Genomic DNA, 26,618 nt, shown 5'->3' with positions numbered 1-26,618 from the left:
GGTCGTTTTCGTGGTGACCCGGGGGCATCGGGGCCCGCAGGCGGACAACGTCCGGCCGATCTCGCGCCGGGCGGGGGGGGGCGGCGGGTCGACCCGGCCGCCGCCACAGCGCACCCCCGGGGGCCGCGTGTAACGCGGCCCCTTTCGCGCACCCGCAAGAATACGTACGGTAGTGCGGCGATCACGCCAGCTCATCGGCCCCGGCACCGGTGGACCCGCGGCGGGCGATCTCGACGGCCACCTGCGCGGCCGTCTCCGGCGGCAGGGCGGCGACGATCTGCTGCGGGGTCAGCGTGGCCAGCAGGCCGGCCGGGCCGGCGTCGGCGCCCCGCAGGGCGACCAGCCGGGCCAGCACCGCGTCGACCTGCTGCATCGTGTAGTCCAGCTTGGCCACGACGCTGTTGGACTCCGGCTCCGGGCCGACGCCGTCCGGGTCGACCCGCCGGCCCATGCTGGAACCGCCGGTGAACATCGCGCTGAAGAGGCTGTTGATCTGGGATTCGGCCTTGGCGCTCATGTCGTCCTCCTGGATGAGACCGATGGCGGTCAGGTAGCGGCGGAACATTGGAATCTGGTCCCGGCCCGCCTTCGTCGAGTCGCGGAAGAAGCTGAAGTGGGTGTGCCAGAGGTGACTGGCGTCACCGCTGCTGCGCCGGCCCAGTCGGTCCCACCGCTGGACCCGGGTGCCGTCCGGGGAGTAGATGATCTCCCGGATGTCGCGGCTGTCGGCCGTGCCGGCGACGCACTGCGCGACGCACCACACGGAGAACGAGCGCAGGTTGTGGGTACGACCGCCGGAGCTGACGGAGAAGCCGCCGACGTCGAGGGCGGCCGCGTCCAGGGTCAGCCCCGCCTGGTCCCGGGGCGACTCCACGACGGAGTAGTCGCGGTCCACCACCCGGTCGGAGCCGCAGTGGTAGCCACCGCGGTGGGCGGGGTCACCGACGATGCCGACCTCGGCCGGCTCCAGGTCCTGGGGCCGCGAGGTGTCGGGGTCGAGGTTGAGGTGGGTCAGTAGGAAACTCCGGAGGGACAGGAGATTGGCAGGGGCCCGAGTCATCGGAGCCGCCTTCCGCTAGCGGGGAGGCCGAGCGAGGACGGTCACATGCCGTAAGGGGTGTGTGGTGCGTGCCGAGCCCGACCTGACACGCACGAGGCGTGCAACTTCCGTGAGCCTAACGACACTCTTAGGCGTTTTCCCAGCTCAGATGCGTTTTTTTCCGGTAAGGCGCGTTCGGTGTAATCGTGGCCTCGCGTCCCGTCGAGCGGCCCATGACCGGTGTATCCTTCGGATACACAACAGAGAGTAATCGTCGTAACGGGTGGTTCGTCCGGCGCGGCGTCCTTCAGGGTGCCGGTGGCGGCGGGGGCTCGGCCCGGCCGGCCCGCACGTCGTCGCGGTGCTCGCGCATGGAGGCGACCATCGCCGCCATGAACCGGCGGACGACGTCGAGCTCGGCGTCGTCGAAGCCCGCCATCACCTGGTCGGTGCGCCGCCCCAACGGCCGGAAGAACTCCGTGGCCAGCGTCGCGCCCCGGTCGGCGTAGCGCAGGAAGACCTTGCGCCGGTCCACGGTGTCGCGGTCGCGGCGGATGTGCCCGGTGCGCTCCAGCCGGTCGACCAGCGCGGTCACCGAGCCGGAGGAGAGGTTCAGCTGCTCCCCCAGCCGGCCCGGGGTGATCGGCGTGCCGGCGAACTCCGCGTCCATGACGGCAATCAGGGCCTGCAGGTCGGTGGCGTTGAGCCCGTGCAGCCCGGCGAAGGCGTGCCCGATGTGCTGCGCGTCGACGGAGTATCGCCGCAGGTCAGCGGCGATGTCGGCGACGAGCCGGTCGCGCCGGCTGACGCGTCGCCGAAACATCCCCTGCGCTGCCACGCCGCCGATTCCTCCCGCCGGTCCGCTCTCGTTTGCAGCATAGAGGAACGGCGGATAATCTCGCCTATCAAGATACTCGACAGCCTGCCCTATGTGCCGTCACGCTCCGCCGAAGCGGCCCCGTCCCGACAACCCTGAGGAACCCGATGTCTGTGTTCACCCGCGTCGCCCGAGGCCGGCTCGCCGCCTGGCTGACCGTGGTCGCCGCGATCGTCCTCGGCGCTGCCGTCTTCGGGCTTCCCCAGCCGGAAAACCCCGCCCCCGTGTCGTCCACCGGCCTGTCGGTGCAGTGGCAGTCCACCCAGGTCGAGCGCCTACAGGACGAACTTCCCGACAGCGAGGTCCAACCGGCGATCGTCGTGGTCAGCCGCGCCGACGGCGGGCCGCTGACCGAGCCCGACCGCACGGCGGTCACCGGCGTCGTCGGCGAGCTCGGCCGGTTCGCCGCCGGCGGCCGGGTCAGCCCCCCACAGACCTCCCCCGACGGCACCGTGGCCCTGGTCGCGGTCCCGCTCTCCACCGCCGACGGGCAGGACGACGTGGCCACCCGGGTGGCCGACCTGCGCACCGCCCTGGACGGGCTGCCGGACGGCCTCGCCGCGCAGGTGACCGGGGCGCCCGCGTTCACCGCCGACCTCACGAAGGTCTTCGACGGCGCCGACATCACCCTGCTGGCCGTCACCGCCACCGTCGTGGCCCTGCTGCTGCTCGTCACCTACCGCAGCCCGTTCCTGTGGATCGTGCCGCTCGTCGTCGTCGCGGCCGCCGAGCAGCTCACCCTGCGCGCCGTGGACACCATCGTCCCGGCCTTCGGCATCCACCTGCAGGAGGGCCAGGTCACCGGCATCGCCAGCGTGCTGGTCTTCGGCGCCGCCACGGACTACGCGCTGCTGCTCATCGCCCGCTACCGGGAGGAACTGCGCCGCGAGGCCGACCGCTTCGCCGCGATGCGCGCCGCCCTGCGCCGCACCGCCGAACCCATCCTCGCCAGCGGCGGCACCGTCGTGCTCGGCGTACTCACCCTGCTGCTGTCGGAGCAGGAGACCAACCGGGCCCTCGCCGTGGCCTGCGCCACCGGCGTGGTCTTCGCCATGCTCTCGGCGCTGTTCGTCCTCCCCGCCGTGCTGGTGCTCTTCGGCCGGGGGCTGTTCTGGCCCTTCGTGCCCCGCGTCGGCGGCCCCGCCCGCGAGGGACGGATCTGGGGCCGGCTCGGCACGGCCGTCGTACGCCGGCCCGCCCCGGTCGCGGTGCTCGCCACCCTGCTGCTGGCCGGCCTCGCGCTGGGCGGCCTCGGCATCCGCACCGGCCTGTCGGAGACCGAGCAGTTCCGGGTCAAGCCCGAGGCCGTGGCCGGCGCGGAGACCCTCGCCCGGGCCTTCCCCGCCGGCACCACCCAGCCCCTCGCCGTGCTCACCACCCCCGCCGCCGCGCAGGCCGTCACCGCCGCCGCCAAGGACGTCCCCGGCGTGGCCTCCGCCCGGCCGTCGAGCGCGGGCGACACCGTCGCCCAGGTCGACGTGGTGCTGGAGGCCGAACCGGGCACCGCCGAGTCCGACCGCACCGTCGAGGCGCTGCGCGACGCGGTCGACGCCGTCCCCGGCTCCGCCCCGCCGACCGTCGACGGGGCCGACCCCTTCGACGGGGCCGTGGTGGGCGGCACCGTCGCCGCCACCTACGACTCCGACCGGGCCGACACCAAGGACCTGAAGCTGATCCTGCCGATCATCCTGCTGCTCGTCGGCGCGGTGCTCGTGCTGCTGCTGCGCGGCCTCGTCGCGCCGGTGCTGCTGGTGCTCACCGTCATCGCGTCGTTCTTCGCCAGCCTCGGCGCGGCGTGGCTGCTCTTCGACCACGTCCTCGGCTTCCCGGCGCTGGACAGCGGCGTCCTGCTGCTCGCCTTCGTGTTCCTGGTCGCCCTCGGCGTGGACTACAACATCTTCCTGGTCACCCGGGCCCGGGAGGACGCCCGGCGCACCGGCACCCGCGACGGCATGCTGTCGGCGTTGCGGGTCACCGGCGGCGTGATCACCAGCGCCGGGATCCTGCTGGCCGCGGTCTTCGCCGTCCTCGGCGTCCTGCCGTTGCTCACGCTGACCCAGATCGGGATCATCGTCTGCATCGGCGTCCTGCTCGACACCCTGCTGGTCCGCACGGTCCTGGTCCCCGCGCTGGCGTTCCTGCTCGGCGACCGCTTCTGGTGGCCGGGCCACGTCCGCCGGGAGGCTGACCCCGGCACCGGCACCGGCACCGGCACCGGCACCGACGCCCCGGCGGACCGGCACGAGCCCACGGCCGCGGACCGGCACGGGACCGCCGCGACGGACGCCCCGGCGGGCCGGCACGGCGCCGCCGATACGGACACCGCGCGCGACTGAACACGCGGGCAACGACCCCGGGGGCCGCGGCGCACCACCGCGGCCCCCGGCACGCCCCTGCGGCCTGCCCAGGTCGCAGGTCGCGGCGACGAGCCTGGCGGAACCGCACCGCGCCGCCGCTCACCGCTGCGACAATCGTCACCAGCAGCACCGAACCCACCGTGGGACGTCGGCGACCGGCCCCTCGACCGGCCACACCGAGGGCGGGCGGAGCCGGCCGGCATCGAGGGGTGACCCCCCCGATTTCGCTTCCCACGCGCACAGGCGGGAGGATGGAGCCCATGCAGCTTCGCACCGACCTCCGCAACGTCGCCATCATCGCCCACGTCGACCACGGCAAGACCACCCTGGTCGACGCCATGTTGCGGCAGGCCGGCGCCTACGGCGCCCGCGGTGAGAACACTGAGCGGGTGATGGACTCGGGGGACCTGGAACGGGAGAAGGGCATCACGATCCTGGCCAAGAACACCGGCGTGCGTTACCTGCCGGCGGACGGCTCCGACCCGGTCACCATCAACATCATCGACACCCCCGGCCACGCCGACTTCGGCGGCGAGGTCGAGCGGGGCCTGACCATGGTCGACGGGGTGGTGCTGCTCGTCGACGCGAGCGAGGGCCCCCTGCCGCAGACCCGCTTCGTGCTGCGCAAGGCGCTGCGCGCCCGAATGCCGATCATCCTGGTGATCAACAAGGTGGACCGCCCCGACGCCCGGATCAAGGAGGTCGTGGACGACACCTACGAGCTCTTCCTCGACCTCGACGCCGACGCCGAGCAGATCGACTTCCCGATCGTCTACGCCTGCGCCCGCGACGGCATCGCCTCGCTCACCCAGCCCGCCGACGGCTCGGTCCCCAGCGACAGCACCAGCCTCGAGCCGCTGTTCCGCACCCTGCTGGACACCATCCCGCCGCCCTCGTACGACGAGGGTGCCCCGTTGCAGGCGCACGTGACCAACCTCGACGCCTCGCCGTTCCTCGGCCGGCTGGCCCTGTGCCGGGTCCGGCAGGGCACCATCGCCAAGGGCCAGACCGTCGCCTGGTGCCGCACCGACGGCAGCACCCAGCGGGTCCGCATCTCGGAGATGCTGATGACCGAGGGCCTGGAGCGCCGCCCCGCCCAGTCCGCCGGGCCGGGCGACATCATCGCCGTCGCCGGCATCCCGGAAATCATGATCGGCGAGACCCTGGCCGACGCCGAGAACCCGGTGGCCCTGCCGCTGATCACCGTCGACGAGCCGGCCATCTCGATGACCATCGGCACCAACACCTCGCCGCTGGTCGGCCGGGTCAAGGGCTCCAAGGTCACCGCCCGCATGGTCAAGGACCGGCTCGACAAGGAACTGGTCGGCAACGTCTCCCTGCGGGTGCTGCCCACCGAGCGGCCCGACGCCTGGGAGGTGCAGGGCCGAGGCGAGCTGGCGCTGGCCATCCTGGTCGAGCAGATGCGCCGCGAGTCCTTCGAGCTGACCGTCGGCAAGCCGCAGGTGGTCACCCGGGAGATCGACGGCAAGATCTGCGAGCCGGTGGAGCGGCTGACCATCGACTCCCCGGAGGAGTACCTGGGCCCGATCACCCAGCTCCTGGCCACCCGCAAGGGCCGGATGGAGCAGCTGGTCAACCACGGCACCGGCTGGATCCGGATGGAGTGGCTGGTGCCGGCGCGCGGCCTGATCGGCTTCCGCACCGAGTTCCTCACCGACACCCGGGGCACCGGCATCCTGCACCACGTCTTCGAGTCCTACGAGCCGTGGTTCGGCGAGCTGCGTACCCGCAACAACGGCTCGCTCGTCGCCGACCGCTCGGGTGCCGTCACCGCCTTCGCGATGATCAACCTTCAGGAGCGCGGTCAGCTCTTCGTCGAGCCCACCACCGAGGTGTACGAGGGCATGATCGTCGGGGAGAACTCCCGCGCCGACGACATGGACGTCAACATCACCAAGGAGAAGAAGCTCACCAACATGCGGGCCGCTTCCTCCGACGAGACCGAGAAGCTCGTCCCGCCGCGCAAGCTCTCCCTCGAGCAGGCCCTGGAGTTCTGCCGCGAGGACGAGTGCGTCGAGGTCACCCCGGCGGCCGTCCGGATCCGCAAGGTCGTCCTCGACCAGACCCAGCGCGCCCGCGCGACCGCCCGCCGCAAGCACGCCGGCTGACGCCCAACCCACCAGCACGACCGACGCGACGCGGGCCGGGAGGAATCCTCCCGGCCCGCGGCCGTACCTTGCCCGGCCGGTGCGCTGCGACCACCCGTCGATTGGCTACGGTCACCGGCATGACCTGGGACGACCTCGACACCCACCTGGACACGCTGCCGGGCACCATCTCGGCCTACGCCGGCCGGCTCGACGCCGCTGCCTCCTGGACCCGTCATCCCGACGCCACCCACTATGCGGCCAGCACCATGAAGGTCGCCGTCCTGCTGGCCCTGCACCGGGCCGCCGAGGCCGGCACCCTCGACCTGACCGCCCGCGTCGAGGTCCGCAACGAGTTCGACTCGGCCCGGCCCGACGCCCCCCGGTTCGGCTGCACCCAGCACGACGACAACGACGACGCCGTCTGGGACCGGATCGGCCACGACGCGCCGCTGCGCTGGCTCGCCCAGCGGATGATCGTCCGCTCCAGCAACCTGGCCACCAACCTCTGCCTCCAGCACGTCGGCCTGCCCGCCGTCGCCGAGGCCTGGGCGCTGGCCGGGGCGCGGCACAGCGTCACCGGGCGCGGCATCGAGGACTTCGCCGCCCGGGAGGCCGGGATCACCAACCTGGTCACCGCCGCCGACCTGGCCGCCCTGCTCGGCGGGTTGGCCACCGGGGCGACCCGCCCCGGCCCGCTGGCCTCCCCCGCCGCCTGCGCCACCATGCTCGACGTCCTGCTCGCCCAGGAGTTCCGCGACGACCTCGCCGTCGGGCTGCCCGACGGGGTGCGCATCGCCCACAAGAACGGCTGGGTACGCGGCGTGCGGCACAGCGTCGGGGTGATCTACCCGCCCGACGCCCCGCCGTACGTGCTGGCGGTCTGCACCACCACCGGCCTGGCCGACGGCGGCGTCGACGGCGACGGAAGGACCCCCGACGACGCCTGCGCGGTGCTGGCCGACATCTCCGCCCGGGTCTGGGCCGCCCGCCACGACCTCACCCCCGCCGGATAGCCGCCCGAACACCGGGGCCGACCCCCACCGGACAGCCGCCCGCCACCGGGGCCCGCACACCGGGGCCGGGCGGCCGGGCGGGGTCACTCCAGCAGGTTGTCCCGCAGCGCCGTCAGGTGCGCGTCGGTCAACCCCAGGCCGTCGCGCAGGTACCCGTCGAACGAGCCGTGCACCCGCCGCACCTCCGCGTACGCGGCGTCGAGGTACTCGTCGCGCACCTCCATCAGCGGCCGGATCGCCGCCTGCGCCAACTCCGGCTGCCGGGCCCGCATCGCCTGGAGGATGACCTCCTTGAGGCTCTCCGTCCGCTCGTTGGTCAGCAGGTAGTCGGCCCGGATCGCCGCCTCGTCCACGCCCAGCGCGGTCAGCAGCACCACCGACAGCCAACCGGTGCGGTCCTTGCCGGCCGAGCAGTGGAACACCAGCGGCAGGTTCCGCGCGTCGGCGGCCAACCGCACCGCCGCCCCGAAACCGGCCCGCGCCGCCTCCCCGGTGACGAACCAGCGGTAGATCGCCGCCATCGCCGCCGGGCTGCCCTGCAGGGCCAACTCCGCCTCCGCGTTCAGGTCGTGGCCCAGCAGCACCTCCGCCACCGCCGTGAAGACCGGATGCGCCGGGTCGTAGATCGGCAGGCGCACCACCTGCGGCTCGCCGACCAGCCGGTTCGGCGGGCCCGCCGCGATCTCCGAGTCGTCGCGCAGGTCCACCACGCAGGCCGGGGCGAGCTTGCCCAGCACCGCCAGGTCCTCATCGGTCAACCGCCCCAACGCCGGGGCCCGCAGCAGCCGGCCGGACCGCACCCGCCGCCCGTCCGCGCCCACCAGGCCACCCAGGTCCCGCGCGTTCGGCGCGCCCACCAGTTCCCAGTCCTGCTCTCGCATCTGGCCTCCCCTGTCATCGCTGTCGCTGCCGTATAGGGTGCCGCACATGACGATCGCCGCGGTGCGCACCCACCGGCTCTCCGCTCCCCTCCACACCCCGTTCGTCACCGCCCTGCGCCGCACCACCACCACCGACACCCTGATCGTCGAGGTGGTCGACGACGACGGGCGCTCCGGCTTCGGCGAGGCCCCGCAGGTCTGGCAGGTCACCGGCGCCTCGCTGGCCGGCGCGGACGCCTGCGTGCGGCAGATGCTCGCCCCGGGTCTGCTCGGGCGGGACCCCGACGACCTGGTCACCCGCTGCGCCGAGGTGCAGCGCGCCGTCGTCGGCAACGAGGCCGCCAAGGCGGCCGTGGACACCGCGCTGCACGACCTCGCCGCGCGCCGGCTCGGCGTACCCCTGGTGCGGTTGCTCGGCGGCACCACCCTGCGGGTGGCGACGGACGTCACCCTGGCCGCGGGCGACGCCACCGACCTGGCCACCTCCGCCCGGCAGCGCCGCACCGAGGGGTTCTCGGTGCTGAAGCTGAAGGTGGGCACCGACGCGGCGGGCGACCTGGAGCGGGTCCGCGCGGTCCGGGCGGCCGTCGGCCCGGAGGTCCGGATCCGGCTCGACGCCAACCAGGGCTGGACGGCCCGCGAGGCGGTCCGGGTGATCCGCGCCATCGAGGACGCCGGGCTCGACGTGGAGCTGGTGGAGCAGCCGGTGGCCCGCTGGGACCTCGACGGGATGGCCTGGGTCAGCGACCGGGTCGGGGTGCCGATCCTGGCCGACGAGTCGGTCTTCGGGCTGCGCGACCTGGTCGAGGTGATCCGCCGCCGCGCCGCCGACATGGTCAACGTCAAGCTCGCCAAGTGCGGGGGCCTGCACACCGCCCGGGCGCTGCTCGACCTGGCCGCCGCGCACGGCATCGGCACCGTCGTGGGCTCGATGATGGAGACCCAGGTCGGGTTGGGGGCGGCGGCCAGCCTGGTCGCCGCGTACGGGACCACCGCCGTGTCCGACCTCGACGCCGCCTGGTGGCTGGCCTGGTCGCCGGTGCACGGCGGCATCCGGTACGACGGGGCGACGGTGCTGCTGCCGGACTCCCCCGGCCTCGGCATCAGCTCGATCGCCGAAACAAACCTTCAGCGACGCAATATATGATTGGCGTTTTCCTTCTATCGGGGCACCGCAGAACCTAGGGGTGGACGTGCAACTACAGCCGGGCCGCGAGGCCGTCGTCCGGGTCGCCGTCGCGACCCTCTGGAGCCGCCCCGAGGCGGTACGCCCCGTCGACCGGCCCGCCCTCGACCCGCACGTCGACATCCCGACCTGGATCTCCGGCCTGGACACCGACCAGCGGGTCGGCGACTGCGTGCTGAGCCAGCTACTCCTCGGCGAACGGGTGCTCATCACCGAACTACGCCCGGACGGGTGGGCGCACGTGGTGGCCGTCGAGCAGCCGGCGGCGGGGCTCGACCCGCGCGGCTACCCGGGCTGGCTGCCGACCGCCCAGCTCGCCCCCGCCCCGACCGACGATGCCCGGCCCCCGGCCCCCTGGGTCGTCGACGCGACGGTCACCGAGCTGCGCGACGCCCCGGCCGGCGCGCCCGTCCTCCCCGGCGTCGTCCTCGGCACCTGGCTCGTCCCGGCCGGCCCGCCGGCCGAGGGCTGGCGACCCGTGCACGCCGCCGGGCACGACCGGCCGCTCTGGCTGCCCGCCGACCACCTGGTGCCCCTGCCCACCGAGGCACCCCCGGCGCGTGACGTGCTGGCCGTCGCCGCCCGGCTGCTCGACGTGGTCTACATCTGGGGCGGGCTGTCGACCCACGGCATCGACTGCTCGGGCCTGGTCCACCTGGCCTGGCGGCGGTTCGGCGTCCGGCTGCCCCGCGACGCCGACGCCCAGGCCCTCGCGACGACCCCGCTGCCGCTGGGCACGGAGCGCCCCGGCGACCTGTACTTCTTCGCCCGCCCCGGCCGGCCGGTGCACCACATCGGCTTCGTCAGCGCCGCACCCGGCACCGGGACGGATCGACGCCTCCTGCACGCCTGCTACCGGACCCGGCGGGTGCTCGACGAGGCGATGCCGGCGGAGCGGACCGCCACCCTGGTCGGCGTCCACCGGGTCTGACCCGGCCGGCCCGGCCCACCGGTTTCGGCCGGCCCACCCTCGCCCGATCGTCGATCGTGACCAGCCCAGGCAAGCAGCAGGGGCGCTCCCCGGTGCCGGGAGCGCCCCTGCTACGTGCTTCGGCGGGATCAGCGCCGGGCGTCGGAGAGCTCGCGCCGCCGGTCCCGAGCCGACTTGATCAGGCTGGCCACGGTCGCCACCGTCAGGGTGCCGAGGATGACCAGCAGGGAGAGCCAGATCGGGATGTGCGGGGCCCAACCCACCGGCTCGCCGCCGTTGATGAACGACAGGTGGTTGTCGGCGAGCGCCTCCAGCACCAGCTTCACACCGATGAAGCCGAGCACCACGGCGAGCCCGATGCTCAGGTAGACCAGCCGGTCCAGCAGCCCGCCCAGCAGGAAGTAGAGCTGACGCAGCCCCATCAGCGCGAAGACGTTCGCGGTGAAGACCAGGTACGGCTCCTGGGTGATCCCGAAGATCGCCGGGATCGAGTCCAGCGCGAAGATCAGGTCGGTGGTGCCGATGGCGATCATGACGATCAACATCGGGGTGAACTGCCGCTTGCCGCTCTGATGCGTGGTCATCTTCGCGCCGTCGTAGTCCTTGGAGATCGGCAGCGCCCGCCGGCTCCAGCGGATCAGCGCGTTCTCGGAGAACTCGTCCTCGTCCGGCTCGCCCTGGCGGAAGAGGTTGACCGCCGTGTAGATGAGGAACGCGCCGAAGAAGTAGAAGACGAAGGAGAACTGGGAGATCAGGGCGGCCCCGGCGGCGATGAAGCCGCCGCGCATGACCAGCGCCAGCACGATGCCGATCAGCAGCACCTTCTGCTGGTACGGCCGGGGCACGCCGAACCGCGCCATGATGATCACGAAGACGAAGAGGTTGTCGACGGAGAGGCTGTATTCCGTGAGCCAGCCGGTGTAGAACTCACCGGCCACCCCGGGGCCGTAGGCGAGCCAGAGCCCACCGCCGAAGAGTAGGGCCAGCCCGACGTAGAAGCCGACCCAGAGGCTCGACTCACGGACACTCGGCTCGTGCGGGCGACGGCCGATGATGAACAGGTCGACGACCAGAACCACCGTCAGTGCGACGAGGGTTCCCGCCCACACCAATCCGGACACGTTCAATCCAATCCTCCGGCAGACACGCGGCGTCGCGCACACCGTACGCCCGGTGCGGGCGGTCGGCATGCGACAACGCGATCAGTGGTGACTGTCGGAGGTCTCTTCCGCCACCGACCCAGAGTCGGGCCGTTGACCGGCGGAGCCGGGTCGGGGCACCGGAAACCGGCGGCCGACCGTGCTGACGACTCCGTCGCGGGGGAATACTCCCCTCCTTGGCCGCCATTGTTCACCAACCAGGGCGCCGGCCGCATCTCGGGTCCGCCAATCGGCGATTCTCCCCTGCTCGGGGTGACGGAGGTCTTGCGCCGTACGGCTTCCTAGGAGGCCAGCCCGAATTTGTGGGCGACGCCTCTCCGCCGCCGCCCACGTGGGACGGTCCACCCGAACCGACCCGACCCGTCGGGGCATGGCAGGCTCTGGGACATGGTGCTTGAGGTCGCGCTCATCGACGTGATGCCCGGACACGAGGACGAGTTCGCCGCCGCGTACGCGCAGGGGCACGAGGTCCTGGCGACCACGCCGGGCTGCCGCTCGGTCCGGATGACCCGCGGCGTCGAATCGCCGTCGCGGTTCGTGCTGCTGGTCGAGTGGGACTCCGTCGAGGCGCACGAGGAGAACTTCCGGGCCACCGAGCGGTTCAGCCGGTGGCGGGAGCTGATCGGCCCGCACTTCGCCGGCCCGCCCCTGGTCGAGCACTTCGCCGACGTGCCCGCCTGAGCCACGGCGCGGTCCAACCTGAGCCGCCGCGGGGCCCGGACCGAGCCTCCACACCGGCTCGAACGCCGCCGCCGGCTGCGGCTCCGCCGCCGACGCACCGAGTTTTCGTCGTACCCCTTCGCTATCGTGCGCCTCGCGGTCACCGGTCCCGGCGGGCTCGGGGGCGCCGGGCCCGGTGGTCGCGCGACGATAATCGCTGGCGGTTGCCCGGCCTGCGGGCTTGGCTGTCGGCCATGACGCAACGGACCGCGCTGGTGACCGGGGTCAGCCGACGCATCGGCATCGGGGCGGCGGTCGCCCGCGCGCTGGCCTCGGCCGGGCACCGGCTGCTGCTGACCGGCCTGCCCGAGTACGACGACGCCCAGCCCTACGGCGGTGACCGCGACGGCGTGCCCGCGCTCCTCGCCGAGTTGGGCGACCGCGCGGAGCACGTGCGGGCCGACCTGCTCGACCCGGCCGCCCCCGCCGCCCTCGTCGCCGAGGCGATCCACCGCTTCGGCCACCTCGACACGGTGGTGGCCGTGCACGCGTACTCGACACGGACCCCGCTGGGCGGTCTCGACGCCGCCGAGATCGACCGGCACCTGCTGGTCAACGTCCGGGCCACCCTGCTGCTGGCGGACGCGTTCGCGGCCGGCTTCGACGGCGGTCGGGCCGGCGAGGGCGGGCGGCTGGTGCTCTTCTCCACCGGGCAGCGGCTCGGCCCGATGCCCACCGAGCTGGCGTACGCGGCGAGCAAGGCGGCGGTGGAGAACCTCACCGTCCAGCTCAGCCCGCCGCTGATGGCGAAGGGCATCACGGTCAACTGCGTCAACCCCGGCCCCACCGACACCGGGTACGCCTGCCCCGAGGCGCGCGCAGCCGTGGCGCGGCTCTTTCCCGGCGGCGACTGGGGCACCCCCGAGGACGCCGCAAGGATCGTCCGCTTCCTCTGCTCCACCGACGCCCGCTGGATCACCGGCCAGGTGATCGACTCCGAGGGCGGCTTCCACCGGTACGGGTGAGCCCCGCCTCGGCCGGGGGCGGCGGGTCGGTCCCGCAGGGCGTGCGGGGCCGGCGGTTCAGTCCCGGGGCTCGCGGGGTCGGGGCAGCGCCATCGGGCCGTCCAGCCGGGCCCGGCCCGGCAGTTGCCCGCCGAGGTCGGTCGCCACCGACGGGTCCTCGGCCAGCCGGGCCAGCAGCGCCGTCGTCTCGGCCGCCGGCAGGGCCACGTCGAGCAGCCGGTCCACCACCGCGTCGTACCAGGCGAGGTCGGCGGCGGAGCCCAGCCGCACGTCGGTGGTCAACGCCTCCAGCATCACCGTCCGGGGGTCCGCCGGGTCGGGGAACGAGTAACAGGAGAACGGGGTCAACGGGTGCGCGCCGGCGGTCGTGACGCCGGGCGGCACCACGCGGATCGTGACGTTCGGCAGCCGGCTCAGGGCCACCAGGTGACGGAGCTGGTCACGCCAGACGCCCTCCGGCACCCCGCCCGGGTCGCAGGCGGTCAACTCCAGAAACCCGGTGTAGCGGGGCGGCTCGGCGCGGTGCAGCGCCTCCTGCCGGACCAGCCGGGCCCGCACGTCGGCCTCCACGTCCACCCCCGGGTGCAGCAGCCGGGCCACGCCGAGGCGCAGCCGGGCGTACGCCTGGGTCTGCAACAGGCCCGGCACGACCGCCGGCTGGTATTCCACCAGGGTCGCCGCGCCGGCCTCCAACTCGGCGTACGCGCGCTGGCGCTCACCCATCCCGCCGAGCGTCTTCCACCAGCCCCGGCTGGTGGCCGCGTCCCGGGCGATGACGATCAGCGTGTCGCGGTCGGCCGGGTCGACCTGGTAGACGTCCAGCAGGTCGAGCACGTCGGCGAGGTCCGGTCTGCTCTGCCCCAACTCGATGCGGGACAGCTTCGACGTCGACGCCCAGCTCAACCGCTCGCAGACCTGCTCAAGGGTGAGCTCCTTCCGCCTGCGTAGCTGACGCAACTCGGCACCGAGCCGCGCACGTCGAATCACCGGACTCGTTGGCAACGCCATTGCCGCCTCCCCAGAACGGAGAGTACGCAAATCGGTCACGCACTGCAATAGCCCCCTCGCGGTCAGCTACCGGCCCGGATGACGCCCCGGCGACGGGTGTCGCCCGCCGTGCCGGAGCCCGCCGTGCCGGAGCCCGCCGTGCCGGAGCCCGCCGTGCCGGAGCCCGCCGTGCCGGAGCCGCTCAGCGCACGCCGGCCGCGTCCATCCCCCGCAGTTCCTTCTTCAGGTCGGCTACCTCGTCGCGGATGCGGGCGGCCAACTCGAACTGCAGCTCCCGGGCGGCGGCCAGCATCTGGTCGTTGAGCTCCCCGATGAGCTGGGCCAGGTCGGCCCGCGCCATGCCCTCACGGGACGGGCCGCTTGCGGCGACGCGGCTGCGGCTGCGGGTCTCCTTCACCGGCGCCTTGCCCCGGGAGAGCTGCCGCGCCGCGCCGCCGATGCGGGAGTTCTCGGTGTCCTCCGCCTCCCGGTAGATGTCGTCGAGGATGTCGTGGATCTTCTTGCGCAACGGCTCCGGGCTGACGCCGCGCTCCAGGTTGTGGGCGATCTGCTTGTCCCGGCGCCGGTTGGTCTCCCCGATCGCCTCCGCCATCGACGGGGTGATCTTGTCCGCGTACATGTGGACCTGGCCGGAGACGTTGCGGGCGGCCCGGCCGATGGTCTGGATCAGCGAGCGGCCGCTGCGCAGGAAGCCCTCCTTGTCGGCGTCGAGGATCGCCACCAGGGAGACCTCGGGCAGGTCGAGGCCCTCCCGGAGCAGGTTGATGCCGACCAGCACGTCGTAGTCGCCCTTGCGCAGCTCGCTCAGCAGCTCCACCCGGCGCAGCGTGTCCACCTCCGAGTGCAGGTAGCGCACCCGGATGCCGTTCTCCAGCAGGTAGTCGGAGAGGTCCTCGGCCATCTTCTTGGTCAACGTGGTGACCAGGACCCGCTCGTCGCGCTCGGTGCGCAGCCGGATCTCGTGCATCAGGTCGTCGATCTGCCCCTTGGTGGGCTTGACCACGACCTCGGGGTCGACCAGGCCGGTCGGGCGGATCACCTGCTCGACGAACTCGCCCTGGGCCTGCTGCAACTCCCACGGGCCGGGGGTGGCGGAGAGGAAGACCAGCTGGCCGACCCGCTCCAGGAACTCGTCGAAGCGCAGCGGCCGGTTGTCGGCGGCGCTGGGCAGCCGGAAGCCGTGGTCGATGAGCATCCGCTTACGGGAGGCGTCGCCCTCGTACATCCCGCCGATCTGCGGGATCGTCACGTGCGACTCGTCGACCACGGTGAGGAAGTCGTCGGGGAAGTAGTCGAGCAGGCAGTGCGGCGGGCTGCCGGGCAGCCGCCCGTCGATGTGCATCGAGTAGTTCTCGATGCCGGAGCAGAAGCCGACCTGACGCATCATCTCCAGGTCGTAGGTGGTGCGCATGCGCAGCCGCTGCGCCTCCAGCAGCTTGCCCTGCCGCTCCAGCTCGGCGAGGCGCTCGCCCAGCTCGGCCTCGATGTCGCGGGTGGCCCGCTCCATCCGCTCGGGGCCGGCCGCGTAGTGCGTGGCGGGGAAGATCAGCAGGTGGTCGACCTCGCGGACCACGTCGCCGGTGAGCGGGTTGAGGTAGTAGAGCTTCTCCACCTCGTCGCCGAACATCTCGATCCGGACGGCCAGCTCCTCGTACGCCGGGATGATCTCCAGGGTGTCGCCGCGCACCCGGAACGTGCCGCGCTGGAAGGCCACGTCGTTGCGGGTGTATTGAATGTCGACGAGGCGGCGCAGCAACTGGTCGCGGTCGAGCTCCTGGCCGATGGTGATCCGGACGGCCCGGTCGAGGTATTCCTCCGGGGTGCCCAGGCCGTAGATCGCCGAGACGGTGGCCACCACGACCACGTCGCGGCGGGTGAGCAGCGACATCGTCGCCGAGTGCCGCAGCCGCTCGACCTCCTCGTTGATCGAGGAGTCCTTCTCGATGTAGGTGTCGGTCTGCGGGATGTAGGCCTCGGGCTGGTAGTAGTCGTAGTAGGAGACGAAGTATTCCACCGCGTTGTGCGGCAGCATCTCCCCGAACTCCTTGGCCAGCTGGGCGCAGAGCGTCTTGTTGGGGGCGAGCACCAGCGTGGGCCGCTGCAACCGCTCGATGAGCCACGCCGTGGTGGCGCTCTTGCCCGTGCCCGTCGCGCCGAGCAGCACGGTGTTGCGGTCGCCGCGCCGCACCCGACGCTCCAGGTCGTCGATCGCGGTCGGTTGGTCGCCGGCCGGTTGGAACTCGCTGACGACCTGGAAGCGGTTGTCGAGCCGGGGAATGTCGAGCGCCATGCCCCCAACGGTACGCCGACGGTCTGACAAAACGGACCGAGCACTGACGGTATGTGATCGGCTTCAATATTCGCATTGTGTGGCGTATCTCACGCGCGCTAGGGTGTGGCCGTAGGCCGCTCGCGGCGGCCGTCCGGGCCGGTGGCCGGGCCGTCAGCGGCCCGGCCCGCCCCCGGCACAGGGGGTCGCAGCACCCGGACATCACCGGTGTGCGCACCCGTCGTGGTCGCGCGACGCGCAGACCGGCCGCCGCGAGCGCCCCTGCCGGGCACCGCCCCCGGGCCTCACCCGACCGGGCATCCACCCCGGGCGTCACCTGGCCCCGGCGGCGGGCGTTCACCTGCCGTGGAGCACTCCCCCGCGCGGCCGACCCGACCCGCCCGGCACCGTCGCCGACCGGACGCCGCCGCCGCGCGCGACCGCCCCGGCGACGGGCGTCGGCGTACCCTCGTCGTCGCCCTGGGGGTGATCGCCGTCGCCGCCGCCGTGGGCCTGGCCGTCGCGCTGCTGACCTGGGCCCCGGCGGCGCGGGAGCCCTCCCGGCCGGTGACCCCCGCCGAGGCGGAACGGTTCGCCGCCATGCGGGTCACCAACCACCGGGACGTGCGGTCCGGCCTGCGGCTGACCACCGGTGCCGACGCCACCCGCACCGAACTGGTCGGCTGGGTGGACTGGTCCCGGCCGCTGGCCTACCTGGACGTCGGGGGCCCCGGTGCCGGGGCGGGCCGGGGCCTGGTCCAGGCCGTCCCCGGCCTGATGCTGCTCCGGCGCGACCCCGCGGCGGTGCCGGCCCCGGCGAACCCGCCGCTGGTGCCACCGGCCGACGGATGGCGCGTCGGCGACGGGCCGGCCACCCGGCTGCTCCGCCCCGCGTTGGAGCTGATCTTCGCGCTCGCCGCCACCCGACCCGAGCCGGCCGGAGCGACCCCGCCGGGTGCCGCCCGTTGGCTGGCCCACGCCGAGGCCGGCGGGCAGCAGGTGGACGTCCTCCAGGCCCCACTGCCCGGCACCACCACGCGGGCCGGCGGCCCGACGCGTACCACCGCCGCCCGCACCACCGCCGCCCGCATTGCCACGCCCGCCCCGACGCGCACCACCGCCGCCCGGTCGGCGTCCCCCTCCCGCAGCGGCGCGGCCGGCTCCGCCAGCCCTCCGGGCTGGCCCGGCCGGCCGGTCAGCCTGCCGACCGCCGCCGGGTCCCCCGCCGACGCCACCGGGCCACTGGACGGGGCGGCGCGCTGGTGGGTCGACCGCGACGCCCGACTGCACCGGCTACAGGGACGCCTGCCGGGCGGGGTGCCGGTGACGGTGGAGTTGCACAGGGCCGACCGGCCGGTGCTCTGGCCGGTGGCCGCGCTGGGCGGGCGGGCCGGGCTGCCCAGGGCGCTCACCGCCGCCGAGGAGGGCCGGTTGACCCGGGTGGCCGCCCGGATGCGGGCCGGCGGCGGCGCCACGGCGACCCTGACCGCGCCCGTCGGCGCCGGGAGGACCCTGCGTGGCACGGGCTGGATCAGCTGGTCGGCGCGGGCGGCGTACCTGTCGGTCGGCGACCCGCCGGTCGGGCGGACCCTGCGCCGCCACGACACCGCCGGGGTCTGGTCGACCTCGGACGCCGGGAACGCGCTCGTCGCCCCGCCGCTGCCACCCCCACGCGCGGGCCACGTCTGGGAGCGCGGCCCGACCGACGCGACCGACGTCGACGCGCTGGTGGCCGCCGCGCTGCGCCCCGGCCCGGCGAACGGGGCGCTCGCCACGGCGACCCGGCTGCGGGCGGATCGGCTCGCCGGCCGGAGCGTCGACGTCGTCGAGGCCGGCCGGCTGCGCTACTGGATCGACGGGGCCGGCCTGCTGCGCCGGCTGGAGCTGCGCACCCGGCTGGGCACCTACGCCCAGCTCGACCTCGTACCGGGGCGGGTGCCGGCGCTGCCGACGCCGGCCCCGGCCGTCCGCGAGGCACGCCGCTGACCCGCGGGGCTCATCCGGGTCAGGGCCGCCAACCGGGCGAGCCCTCCGGGCGCAGGTGCAGCCGCACCGGGCGGCCCGGGTCGGCGCTGCCGTGCAGCCGCTCGGGCCACCGGTCGCCGCCCGCCGCTCGGGGGTCGTCCGACCACCGGCCGGGCAGTCGGGGGAAGCCGGCGGCGGCGAGGCGCTGCGCCAGCGGGCCGTCCGCCTCGGCCAGGCTCGCCACCGTGAGTTGGACGTCGATGACGTCGGTCGCCGCCAGGCCGGGCACGGCGGTCGGGCCGATGTGGTCGATCCGCAGCTCGGCCGGGGCTGTGGCGTGCCGGATCCGGGCGGCCAGCCGGGCGTACTGCTCGGGCCAGGTGGGATCCGGGCCGACCGGGGCCGACCGGTCGGGGCGGACGGCCCGGCGCAGCCGCACGTTCTCCTCGTACGGCAGCAGCCGGTCCCGCCACAGCCGGTCCACCTCGGCGTGCAGGTCATCGAGGGTGCCGTCGTTGGTCAGCTCCACGTCGGCCACCGCGCGACGGCGGGCGTCGTCGGCCTGCGCGGCGATCCGCCGCTCGGCCTCCGCCCGGGGCATCCCTCGGTCGCGCTCCAGCCGGGCGATCCGGGTGGCCAGCTCCGTGCGCACCACGACCACCAGGTGGTACGTCGGGGCGAGCCCCACCTCGACCAGCAGCGGCACGTCGTTGACCACGACGGCGTCGCCTGCCGCCGCGGCGGCCAGCTCGGCGCTGCGCGCCCGGACCCGGGGATGCGTGATCGCCTCCAGCCGGCGGCGGGCGCCCTCGTCGGCGAAGACCGCCGCGCCCAGGGCGGGGCGGTCCAGCGCGCCTTCGGCGGTGAGCACCCGGTCGCCGAAGGCGGCGACGATCTCCGCCAGCCCTTCGGTGCCGGGAGCGACCACCTCCCGGGCGATCCGGTCGGAGTCGATCACCACCGCGCCGAGCGCGGCCAGCCGGGCCGCCACGGCGCTCTTGCCCGACCCGATCCCCCCGGTCAGTCCCACCATCAGCACCACACCAGTCAACCGGACCGGCATGGCGCCGCCGGCACCGGGGCACCTCGTCCGGGCGGTGGCCGTGCCGCCCCCGTCGGCGTCGGGGAGCGCCTATCCTGCGGTCGGGGGTAGGCGGGCGCGGGGGCGCGCCGAGGTCAGCGGCGAAGTGGTGGAGGCGGCGTGGCGACGACTGAGAAGATCGACTTCAGGAGGACCCTCGACGCCTACCGGGCGCGGCGGGGCCAGTTCCGGACCGTGGAGCTGCCGGTCACGCGGTACCTCATGATCGACGGCCACGGCGACCCGAACACGTCGCCGGCGTTCTCCCAGGCCGTCGAGGCCCTCTACCCGGTGGCCTACCGGCTGAAGTTCGCCAGCCGCAGCGAGCTCGGGCGCGACTACGTCGTGCCGCCCCTCGAGGGGCTCTGGTGGGCCGAGGACATGGCCGCCTTCACCGTAAAGCGCGACAAGTCACGCTGGGACTGGACGCTGATGATCATGACTCCGGACTGGATCGACCGGGACATGTTCGCCACCGCCGTGCAGCGGACGGGGGCCGGGAACCGCCCGGCGCGGCTCGCCGACGTCCGCCTGGAGACCCTGGCCGAGGGGCGGTGCGTGCAGACGCTGCACGTCGGCTCCTTCGACGACGAGGCCGAGGTGCTGGCCCGGCTGCACGGCGAGGTCATCCCCGGCGGCGGACTGCGAATGGCGGGCCGGCACCACGAGGTCTACCTCAGCGACTTCCGCCGGGTGGCCCCGAGAAGCGGCGCACCATCCTGCGGCAACCGGTCACCGCCACCGCCCCGGCGGCCGGGTAGCCGACGGCGAGGGCCCCGCCCCCGGCGATCTCACGATCGCGGGGACGGGGCCCTTGCCGTCGTTCAGCGGGTCACTTGCCGCCGGCGAGCTTCTCCCGCAGTGCGGCGAGCGCCTCGTCGGTGGCCAGCGTGCCGGCCGGCTCCTCGGCCTGCCGGCTCGGGGCCGAGCTGCTGGTCGAGGTGGTGGTGCCGGCACCGGCGGAGACCGGCGGAGCCGGGTTCGCCGCGGCCTCGGCGTCGGCGGCGCGGGAGGTCTGCACCTGCTTGGTGTGGGCCTCCCAGCGCTGACGGGCCTCGGCGTACTGGTTCTCCCAGGTCTCGCGCTGCTTGTCGTACCCCTCGAGCCACTCGCCCGTCTCCGGGTCGAAGCCCTCCGGGTAGATGTAGTTGCCCTCGGTGTCGTACGTCGCGGCCATGCCGTAGAGGGTCGGGTCGAAGTGCTCCTCGCCCTCGACGAAGCCCTCGTTGGCCTGCTTGAGCGACAGCGAGATCCGGCGACGCTCCAGGTCGATGTCGATGACCTTGACCATGACCTCGGAGCCGACCTGGACGACCTGCTCCGGGATCTCCACGTGGCGCTCGGCCAGCTCGGAGATGTGGACCAGGCCCTCGATGCCGTCGTCCACCCGGACGAAGGCGCCGAACGGCACCAGCTTGGTGACCTTACCCGGCACGATCTGCTGGATCGCGTGGGTGCGGGCGAACTGCCGCCACGGGTCCTCCTGGGTCGCCTTCAGCGACAGCGAGACCCGCTCGCGGTCCAGGTCGACGTCCAGGACCTCGACCTCGACCTCCTGGCCCACCTCGACGACCTCGGACGGGTGGTCGATGTGCTTCCAGGACAGCTCGGAGACGTGCACCAGGCCGTCCACGCCGCCCAGGTCGACGAAGGCGCCGAAGTTGACGATCGAGGACACGACGCCCTTGCGGACCTGGCCCTTCTGGAGCTTGTTGAGGAACTCGGTGCGCACCTCGGACTGCGTCTGCTCCAGCCAGGCCCGGCGGGACAGGACCACGTTGTTGCGGTTCTTGTCCAGCTCGATGATCTTGGCTTCGAGCTCACGGCCGACGTACGGCTGAAGGTCACGCACCCGCCGCATCTCCACCAGGGACGCGGGCAGGAAGCCGCGCAGCCCGATGTCGAGGATGAGACCACCCTTGACGACCTCGATGACCGAGCCGCGGACGACACCGTCCTCGTCCTTGATCTTCTCGATCGTGCCCCAGGCCCGCTCGTACTGCGCCCGCTTCTTGGAGAGGATCAGACGACCCTCCTTGTCCTCCTTCTGGAGGACCAGGGCCTCGATGTGGTCACCGACCGAAACGACCTCGGCCGGGTCCACGTCGTGCTTGATCGACAACTCACGAGAGGGGATGACACCCTCGGTCTTGTAGCCGATGTCGAGCAGGACCTCGTCCCGATCGACCTTGACGACGGTGCCTTCGACAATGTCGCCGTCGTTGAAGTACTTGATGGTCTCGTCGATCGCGGCGAGGAATGCCTCCTCGGAACCGAGATCGTCGTGGGTGACCCGGGTGGCGCTCGAGGGGGCCTCGATGCTGCTCGTCATGTGGGCGGTTGCTCCGGTCGGATGGGTTGTCACAGCAAAGCTGGTGTCGCGGTGACCTGTTCGCGCCAGCGGATCCGTCGCCGGGCACACCGAACGAGCGCTCAATGAGATCTAGTGATCGCTTGAGATCCTGATGTGGCTCCGTCGACCGCGCACCTGCTCCCTGCCGAGGCACACGATCCGCGAGCGCATCGTCAAGCCTACCGTGCGCATTACCACAGCGTGCAAGCCCCGGGGTAAGTGATTCAGCCCGCTTGCCCGAGGGGTCGCTGAATTCCTCCCGGTAAGGCCGGTTTCGGGCGTTCCGTCCCACGCGACGCCGGCCGCGCCGAGCGCCCCGACCCCGCCGCGCCCCGTGACCCTCCCGGCGCCTTCCTCGTTGACAGACACGTTCGACCCCGTCGCGTCCGGGGCGTCACCGCCGCGTCGCCCGGCGTCACCGGCCCACCCGCAACGAGCGCCGGCCGGTGCCGGCCCACCGAAGAGAAATGAGCCCGAAGTGCCACGTCCCACGATCACCCAGCGGGTCCGGGCCCGGATACCGGGGGTCCCGCGCACCGGCCGCGAAGCGCTCTCCTCGCTCCAGGTGCTCGCGGTGCTGCGGGAGCAGGGCTGGCACCGCACGGTCAGCGGCGGCACCCCGGCGGACGGGGCCGGCCGGCCGGTGCCCTGGCTGACCTACCCCGCCGTCGACCTGCTCGACCGGGTCATCACCCCGCAGACCCGCGTCTTCGAGTACGGCTCGGGCGCGTCGACCCGGTGGTTCGGCGCCGGGCGGGCCGCCGAGGTGATGGCGGTGGAGCACGACGCCGAGTGGTTCTCCCGGCTGCCCCAGCCGCGCAACGGGCGGATCGTCCACGTTCCCGGCGACGGCGCGCGGTGGGACACCGACCCGGACGCCCCGTACGTGCGGGCGGCCGCGGCCGGCGCGCCGTGGGACATCATCGTCGTCGACGGGATGGCCCGGACCACCTGCGCCGCCGCCGCACCGGACTACCTGCGCCCGTACGGCCTGGTCGTGCTCGACGACACCGACCATCCGGGGCTGGCCGACGCCCAGGCGGAACTGACCCGCCGCGGCATGGGGCGCATCGACTTCTGGGGCTTCAAGCCGGGCATCGGGCTGCGCGGCTGCACCTCGGTCTTCGCCTGGGACTTCAACCACTGGCTGGTCACCCGGTCGCCCGACCGCCGTGCCTGACCGACGGCCGACGGCGCGCGACGCGGAAGCGCCGCAGGAGCCGCGGCGGCGCACGCTGATCCTCAACCAGGGCCACCAGGGGCACCCCCTGGTCTACGTCCGGCTGCTGGTCGACGCCCTGCTCGACCGCGCCGACGTGCCGGTCCTGGCGCTGCCCGCCGCCGCGCTGCACTCCCCGGAGTTCACCCTGCACCTCGGCGCGGTGGCCGACCGGTGCGAGCTCGTCCGGTCCGACGAGCCGATCACCCCGGCGCTGGCCCACCGGCTGGCCGACCGGCACCGCTGCGCCCGGGTGCTCGTGCCCGACGGCGACCAGTTCGCCACCCGCCTCGGCCTGGTCGGGTGGCGCAGCGCGGCTCAGGTCGTCGCGCTGGTCATCCGGGACCCCCGGCTCTCCGGCAACCCCCGGCCCCGGCACCGGGCGAAGATGGCCGTCAAGGGCGTCCTGCTGCGGCGGACGGCCCGGCTTCCCCGGGTACGGGTGCTCTACCTGGCCGACCACGCCGAGACCGCCCGCCGCGGCCGCGACGCGGTGGCCGACCCGATCCTCTTCGACGCCGCCCACCTCGACCCGGCGGAGATCCGCCGCGACCTGGGGCTCTCCGAGGACCGGTTCTACTTCGTCGTGGCCGGCAAGATCACCGCCCGGAAGAACCTGGACATGGTCCTGCGGGGCATCCTGCCGCTGGCCGCCGCCAAGATCGGCCTCTTCGTCTGCGGCGAGCTCTCCCCGGACGTGCGGACGACGATCGCACCGCTGCTGGAGCAGGCCCGCCGGCTGGACGTCGAGGTGGTGCTCAGCGACCGGTTGCAGAGCAACCACGAGCTGAACCGCGCCGTGCAGATGGCGGACTGCCTGGTCACCGCCTACTCGAACTCCGCGCCGCCGTCGACCACGACCAAGGGCGCGCGGGCGGGCCGGCGGGTCGTCGTCGCCGGTTCCGAGGTGACCCGGATGTGGGCGCGGAACCTGGGCATCGAGCTGCACTGCCCGCTAAAGCAGCGGGCGCTCGACGATCTGCTCCGCCGGGCGTTGAGCAGCCCGGTCCCGCCGCCCATCCCCGGCGGCGACCCGCGCGCCTTCGCCGAGGCCTTTCTGTGCTGACCGCGCGGGGGTCCGGGCGATCGCGGCGCGGGTCCGGGTCGCGCCGGCACGGGTCGCGGCACGGCGGGCCCGGACGGTTGCGGCGCGGGGCCGGCTCGCTGCGACGCGCGGCCGGACGGCTGCGGGACCGCTCCCGGTTGCTGCGGGGCCGGCTGCGGCCCCGGGGCGGGCTGACCCGGCAGACGCTGGTGCTGGCCGGCGCCACGGCGGTGTCCCAGCTCGGCTACGCGGGGCTGCTCGTCGTCGTGGCGAAGCACGCCGGCCCGGCCGACCTCGGGGCGGCCACGGCCGCCATCGGGCTCGGCAGCTTCCTGGGCGGGCTGCTGGACTACGGCTTCACCTCGTACTCCCTGCGGGAGCTGGCGGCCGGGCGGATGGCCACGGTCGAGTACTGGAGCCGGCTGCGGGCCAAGCTGGTCCTGACCGCCGCCGTGGGCCTGGCGGCCGTGCTGGTCGCGGTGGTGGCCCTGCCCGATCCCGGGCTGGTGGTGGGCGCGGCGGTGGTGGCGTTCGGACGGATCCTGGTGCTCGGCGTGACGATCCCGAACCGGGCCGACCGCCGGGTGGCCAGCATCGCCGGGGTGACCGTCCTGGAACGGGTGGTCGCCCTGGTCACCTACCTGGTCGTCGACGCCGTCCGCCCCGGCGACCCGGTCTCGGCGCTCTGGCTCGCGCTGGGGCTGGGCACCCTGGTCGCCGGCTGCTGCGGCCTGCTGCTCACCCCCGGCGGCCACCGGCTGGTCACCTCGCGCCGGCTGGTGAACCCCTGGTCGGCGGTGGCCGGGTTCGGCAGCTACGCGCTCGCGGTCAGCGCGTGCAGCCTGGACACCGCCCTGCTCGGCCTGGCCGGCGGCGGCGTGCAGGCCGGCCTCTACGGGGCGGTGAGCCGGTGGACCCAGCCGGCCCAGCTCATCGCCCAGTCGTACGCGATGGCGGCCGTGCCGCCCCTGGCCGCCGCGCAGTCCACCCGGGCGGCAGCCCGGATCGTGCGCAACTCGCTGGCCTTCCTGCTGCTCGGGGTGGCCGCCTGCGCGGCGCTGGCCGCCGCCGCCCCCGCGCTGGTGCCGCTGGTGCTCGGGGAGAGCTACCGGGGCTCCGCGCCGGTGCTGGTCCTGCTGGCCGGCTCCGCCGCCGTGGTGCTGCTGAACCAGCCGCTGCTGACCGTGCTGACCTCGCGGGGGCGCGACCGCTTCGTCGGTCGGGCGACCGTCGTCACCGTCGCGGCGCAACTGCTCGGGGTGTGGCTGCTCGCCGGCCCGGCCGGCGCGCTGGGGGCGGCGCTGGCCGCCCTGCTGTCGCAGGCCGCCCTCACCGTGGTGCTGGCGGTCGGCCTGGCCCGGCTGATCCACGGCGAGTCCGCCCCCGACACCGCCGCCCCGACACCCGCACCCGCCGCGCCCGTGGCGCCCGCCGAACCCGCCACGCCCACCGAACTCAGCACCCCCGCCGGACCCACCGTGCCCACCGGACCCGCCGCGCCCGCCGCCACGCCGCGTGCCGGGGAGCCGGCCGGGGCGGCCACTAGACTGCCGCGATGATTGACGACCGGGCGGGCAGCGCCCCGCAAGCCGACGACGCCGAAACCCCCGGCGTGCTGCGTCGCCCGGTGACCGACGCGGACGCCCGCCGGGCCAACCGGGGCTGGTGGGACTTCGACGCCGACGACTACCAGGCCGAGCACGGCCCGTTCCTCGGCGACGTGGACTTCGTCTGGTGCCCCGAAGGGCTGCGGGAGGCCGACGCCCGGCTGCTCGGCGACGTCACCGGGCGGCGGGTGCTGGAGGTGGGCGCGGGCGCCGCCGCCGCAGCCCGCTGGCTGGCCACCCAGGGGGCCCGGCCGGTCGCGCTGGACCTCTCCGCCGGCATGCTGCGGCACGCCGCCACGGCGGCCGGGCGCACCGGCGTACGTGTCCCGCTGGTGCAGGCCGACGCGCTCGCGCTCCCCTTCGCCGACGCGGCGTTCGACACCGCGTGCACGGCGTTCGGGGCGATCCCGTTCGTGGCCGACTCGGCGGCGGTGATGCGCGAGGTGTGCCGGGTGCTGCGGCCCGGCGGGCGGTGGGTCTTCTCGGTGACCCACCCGATGCGCTGGATCTTCCTCGACGACCCGGGTCAGGGCGGCCTGACGGCCGTGCACTCGTACTTCGACCGGTCCCCGTACGTGGAGCAGGACGCCACGGGCCGGGCCACCTACGTGGAGCAGCACCGCACCCTGGGCGACCGGATCCGCGAGCTGGTCGAGGCCGGGTTCCGGCTGGTCGACCTGGTCGAGCCGGAGTGGCCGCAGGGGCACGAGGGGGTCTGGGGGCAGTGGAGTCCGCTGCGCGGGCGGCTCTTCCCCGGCACCGCGATCTTCGTCGCGGAGAAGCCCGCCGGCTGAACCGCCTACGCGGACGAGCCAGCGGCCGACCTGGTCG

Annotated in this window: 20 protein-coding genes and 1 pseudogene; 13 read left to right on the top strand and 8 right to left on the bottom strand. The window is 73.9% G+C overall.

Annotated features, from left to right (window positions below; translation table 11 throughout):
* Positions 1-181: 181 nt before the first annotated feature.
* Together ACLQ2V_RS12800 and ACLQ2V_RS12795 are read right to left on the bottom strand one after the other, a co-directional pair.
* On the bottom strand, positions 182-1,060 hold the full coding sequence (locus ACLQ2V_RS12800; RefSeq protein WP_425718646.1) for a hypothetical protein: 879 nt from the start codon (positions 1,058-1,060) through the stop codon (positions 182-184).
* A gap of 286 nt (positions 1,061-1,346) precedes the next feature.
* Positions 1,347-1,862, bottom strand: coding sequence for a MarR family winged helix-turn-helix transcriptional regulator (locus ACLQ2V_RS12795; protein ID WP_425718833.1), 516 nt, complete (start codon positions 1,860-1,862; stop codon positions 1,347-1,349).
* Positions 1,863-2,023: 161 nt separating this feature from the next.
* Here ACLQ2V_RS12795 and ACLQ2V_RS12790 point away from each other — a divergent pair, with 161 nt between their 5' ends.
* The 3 genes from ACLQ2V_RS12790 (at position 2,024) to ACLQ2V_RS12780 (ending at position 7,397) form a co-directional block, all read left to right on the top strand.
* Entirely contained in the window at positions 2,024-4,252 is a 2,229-nt protein-coding gene (locus tag ACLQ2V_RS12790; RefSeq protein WP_425718645.1) for an MMPL family transporter, read from the top strand.
* 281 nt (positions 4,253-4,533) lie between these two features.
* Positions 4,534-6,402 carry a translational GTPase TypA gene (gene typA / locus ACLQ2V_RS12785; RefSeq protein WP_425718644.1) on the top strand — a complete coding sequence of 623 codons (1,869 nt, stop codon included), beginning with the start codon at positions 4,534-4,536 and terminating at the stop codon, positions 6,400-6,402.
* Positions 6,403-6,521: 119 nt separating this feature from the next.
* Positions 6,522-7,397 carry a serine hydrolase gene (locus ACLQ2V_RS12780; protein ID WP_425718643.1) on the top strand — a complete coding sequence of 292 codons (876 nt, stop codon included), beginning with the start codon at positions 6,522-6,524 and terminating at the stop codon, positions 7,395-7,397.
* An 83-nt stretch (positions 7,398-7,480) separates the two neighbouring features.
* On the opposite strand, the gene ACLQ2V_RS12775 is transcribed toward ACLQ2V_RS12780, so the two are convergent.
* Positions 7,481-8,278: a tyrosine-protein phosphatase gene (locus ACLQ2V_RS12775; protein WP_425718642.1), complete on the bottom strand. Its 798-nt coding sequence runs from the start codon at positions 8,276-8,278 to the stop codon at positions 7,481-7,483.
* 46 nt (positions 8,279-8,324) lie between these two features.
* Between ACLQ2V_RS12775 and ACLQ2V_RS12770 the strand changes: the two genes are divergently transcribed.
* Both ACLQ2V_RS12770 and ACLQ2V_RS12765 read left to right on the top strand, forming a co-directional pair.
* Entirely contained in the window at positions 8,325-9,425 is a 1,101-nt protein-coding gene (locus tag ACLQ2V_RS12770) for a mandelate racemase/muconate lactonizing enzyme family protein (RefSeq protein ID WP_425718641.1), read from the top strand.
* Positions 9,426-9,471: 46 nt separating this feature from the next.
* The gene (locus ACLQ2V_RS12765; protein ID WP_425718640.1) at positions 9,472-10,395 is read left to right on the top strand and encodes an NlpC/P60 family protein; all 924 of its coding nucleotides are present in this window, start codon (positions 9,472-9,474) and stop codon (positions 10,393-10,395) included.
* 128 nt (positions 10,396-10,523) lie between these two features.
* On the opposite strand, the gene ACLQ2V_RS12760 is transcribed toward ACLQ2V_RS12765, so the two are convergent.
* Positions 10,524-11,522, bottom strand: a complete 999-nt coding sequence (locus ACLQ2V_RS12760; protein ID WP_425718639.1) for a TerC family protein — start codon at positions 11,520-11,522, stop codon at positions 10,524-10,526.
* 420 nt (positions 11,523-11,942) lie between these two features.
* Between ACLQ2V_RS12760 and ACLQ2V_RS12755 the strand changes: the two genes are divergently transcribed.
* On the top strand, positions 11,943-12,236 hold the full coding sequence (locus tag ACLQ2V_RS12755) for an antibiotic biosynthesis monooxygenase family protein (RefSeq protein WP_425718638.1): 294 nt from the start codon (positions 11,943-11,945) through the stop codon (positions 12,234-12,236).
* A gap of 233 nt (positions 12,237-12,469) precedes the next feature.
* Positions 12,470-13,240, top strand: coding sequence for an SDR family oxidoreductase (locus ACLQ2V_RS12750; RefSeq protein WP_425718637.1), 771 nt, complete (start codon positions 12,470-12,472; stop codon positions 13,238-13,240).
* A gap of 57 nt (positions 13,241-13,297) precedes the next feature.
* Here ACLQ2V_RS12750 and ACLQ2V_RS12745 read toward each other — a convergent pair whose 3' ends face one another.
* Together ACLQ2V_RS12745 and uvrB are read right to left on the bottom strand one after the other, a co-directional pair.
* Entirely contained in the window at positions 13,298-14,248 is a 951-nt protein-coding gene (locus tag ACLQ2V_RS12745; RefSeq protein WP_425718636.1) for a helix-turn-helix domain-containing protein, read from the bottom strand.
* Positions 14,249-14,429: 181 nt separating this feature from the next.
* Positions 14,430-16,538: an excinuclease ABC subunit UvrB gene (gene uvrB, locus ACLQ2V_RS12740; protein WP_425718635.1), complete on the bottom strand. Its 2,109-nt coding sequence runs from the start codon at positions 16,536-16,538 to the stop codon at positions 14,430-14,432.
* Between the two features lie 345 nt (positions 16,539-16,883).
* Between uvrB and ACLQ2V_RS12735 the strand changes: the two genes are divergently transcribed.
* On the top strand, positions 16,884-18,503 hold the full coding sequence (locus ACLQ2V_RS12735; protein ID WP_425718634.1) for a hypothetical protein: 1,620 nt from the start codon (positions 16,884-16,886) through the stop codon (positions 18,501-18,503).
* Positions 18,504-18,522: 19 nt separating this feature from the next.
* On the opposite strand, the gene coaE is transcribed toward ACLQ2V_RS12735, so the two are convergent.
* The gene (gene coaE / locus ACLQ2V_RS12730; protein WP_425718633.1) at positions 18,523-19,521 is read right to left on the bottom strand and encodes a dephospho-CoA kinase; all 999 of its coding nucleotides are present in this window, start codon (positions 19,519-19,521) and stop codon (positions 18,523-18,525) included.
* Positions 19,522-19,683: 162 nt separating this feature from the next.
* Between coaE and ACLQ2V_RS12725 the strand changes: the two are divergent.
* Positions 19,684-20,324: pseudogene (locus tag ACLQ2V_RS12725) on the top strand (GyrI-like domain-containing protein).
* A 71-nt stretch (positions 20,325-20,395) separates the two neighbouring features.
* Here the strand turns inward: ACLQ2V_RS12725 and rpsA are convergent.
* Complete coding sequence (gene rpsA / locus ACLQ2V_RS12720) at positions 20,396-21,895, bottom strand: 30S ribosomal protein S1 (RefSeq protein WP_425718632.1); 1,500 nt, start codon at positions 21,893-21,895, stop codon at positions 20,396-20,398.
* 499 nt (positions 21,896-22,394) lie between these two features.
* On the opposite strand from rpsA, the gene ACLQ2V_RS12715 reads away from it, so the two are divergent.
* From ACLQ2V_RS12715 to ACLQ2V_RS12700, 4 genes are all read left to right on the top strand, one after another.
* Complete coding sequence (locus ACLQ2V_RS12715; RefSeq protein WP_425718631.1) at positions 22,395-23,096, top strand: hypothetical protein; 702 nt, start codon at positions 22,395-22,397, stop codon at positions 23,094-23,096.
* Positions 23,089-24,201, top strand: a complete 1,113-nt coding sequence (locus ACLQ2V_RS12710; RefSeq protein WP_425718630.1) for a hypothetical protein — start codon at positions 23,089-23,091, stop codon at positions 24,199-24,201. The genes ACLQ2V_RS12715 and ACLQ2V_RS12710 overlap by 8 nt, the downstream gene beginning before the upstream one ends.
* A 77-nt stretch (positions 24,202-24,278) precedes the next feature.
* Positions 24,279-25,739, top strand: coding sequence for a polysaccharide biosynthesis C-terminal domain-containing protein (locus ACLQ2V_RS12705; RefSeq protein WP_425718629.1), 1,461 nt, complete (start codon positions 24,279-24,281; stop codon positions 25,737-25,739).
* Positions 25,736-26,581 (top strand): class I SAM-dependent methyltransferase, encoded by an 846-nt coding sequence (locus ACLQ2V_RS12700; protein WP_425718628.1) that lies wholly within the window; start codon positions 25,736-25,738, stop codon positions 26,579-26,581. Before ACLQ2V_RS12705 ends, ACLQ2V_RS12700 begins: the two co-directional genes overlap by 4 nt.
* Positions 26,582-26,618: the final 37 nt, after the last annotated feature.

The organism is Micromonospora sp. DT233, assembly GCF_049841815.1.
Taxonomy (GTDB): domain Bacteria; phylum Actinomycetota; class Actinomycetes; order Mycobacteriales; family Micromonosporaceae; genus Micromonospora.
Note: the sequence above shows the minus strand (reverse complement) of the source record. Positions and strands in the feature narration are given on the sequence as shown.

Bases quoted from the DNA above. Each gene is read 5' to 3' on its own strand.
- ACLQ2V_RS12790 (WP_425718645.1), top strand. From the start codon at position 2,024: ATGTCTGTGTTCACCCGCGTCGCCCGAGGCCGGCTCGCCGCCTGGCTG.
- ACLQ2V_RS12800 (WP_425718646.1), bottom strand. From the start codon at position 1,060: ATGACTCGGGCCCCTGCCAATCTCCTGTCCCTCCGGAGTTTCCTACTG.
- ACLQ2V_RS12700 (WP_425718628.1), top strand. From the start codon at position 25,736: ATGATTGACGACCGGGCGGGCAGCGCCCCGCAAGCCGACGACGCCGAA.
- ACLQ2V_RS12755 (WP_425718638.1), top strand. From the start codon at position 11,943: ATGGTGCTTGAGGTCGCGCTCATCGACGTGATGCCCGGACACGAGGAC.
- ACLQ2V_RS12780 (WP_425718643.1), top strand. From the start codon at position 6,522: ATGACCTGGGACGACCTCGACACCCACCTGGACACGCTGCCGGGCACC.
- rpsA (WP_425718632.1), bottom strand. From the start codon at position 21,895: ATGACGAGCAGCATCGAGGCCCCCTCGAGCGCCACCCGGGTCACCCAC.
- ACLQ2V_RS12770 (WP_425718641.1), top strand. From the start codon at position 8,325: ATGACGATCGCCGCGGTGCGCACCCACCGGCTCTCCGCTCCCCTCCAC.
- ACLQ2V_RS12775 (WP_425718642.1), bottom strand. From the start codon at position 8,278: ATGCGAGAGCAGGACTGGGAACTGGTGGGCGCGCCGAACGCGCGGGAC.
- ACLQ2V_RS12745 (WP_425718636.1), bottom strand. From the start codon at position 14,248: ATGGCGTTGCCAACGAGTCCGGTGATTCGACGTGCGCGGCTCGGTGCC.
- uvrB (WP_425718635.1), bottom strand. From the start codon at position 16,538: ATGGCGCTCGACATTCCCCGGCTCGACAACCGCTTCCAGGTCGTCAGC.
- ACLQ2V_RS12795 (WP_425718833.1), bottom strand. From the start codon at position 1,862: ATGTTTCGGCGACGCGTCAGCCGGCGCGACCGGCTCGTCGCCGACATC.
- ACLQ2V_RS12750 (WP_425718637.1), top strand. From the start codon at position 12,470: ATGACGCAACGGACCGCGCTGGTGACCGGGGTCAGCCGACGCATCGGC.
- typA (WP_425718644.1), top strand. From the start codon at position 4,534: ATGCAGCTTCGCACCGACCTCCGCAACGTCGCCATCATCGCCCACGTC.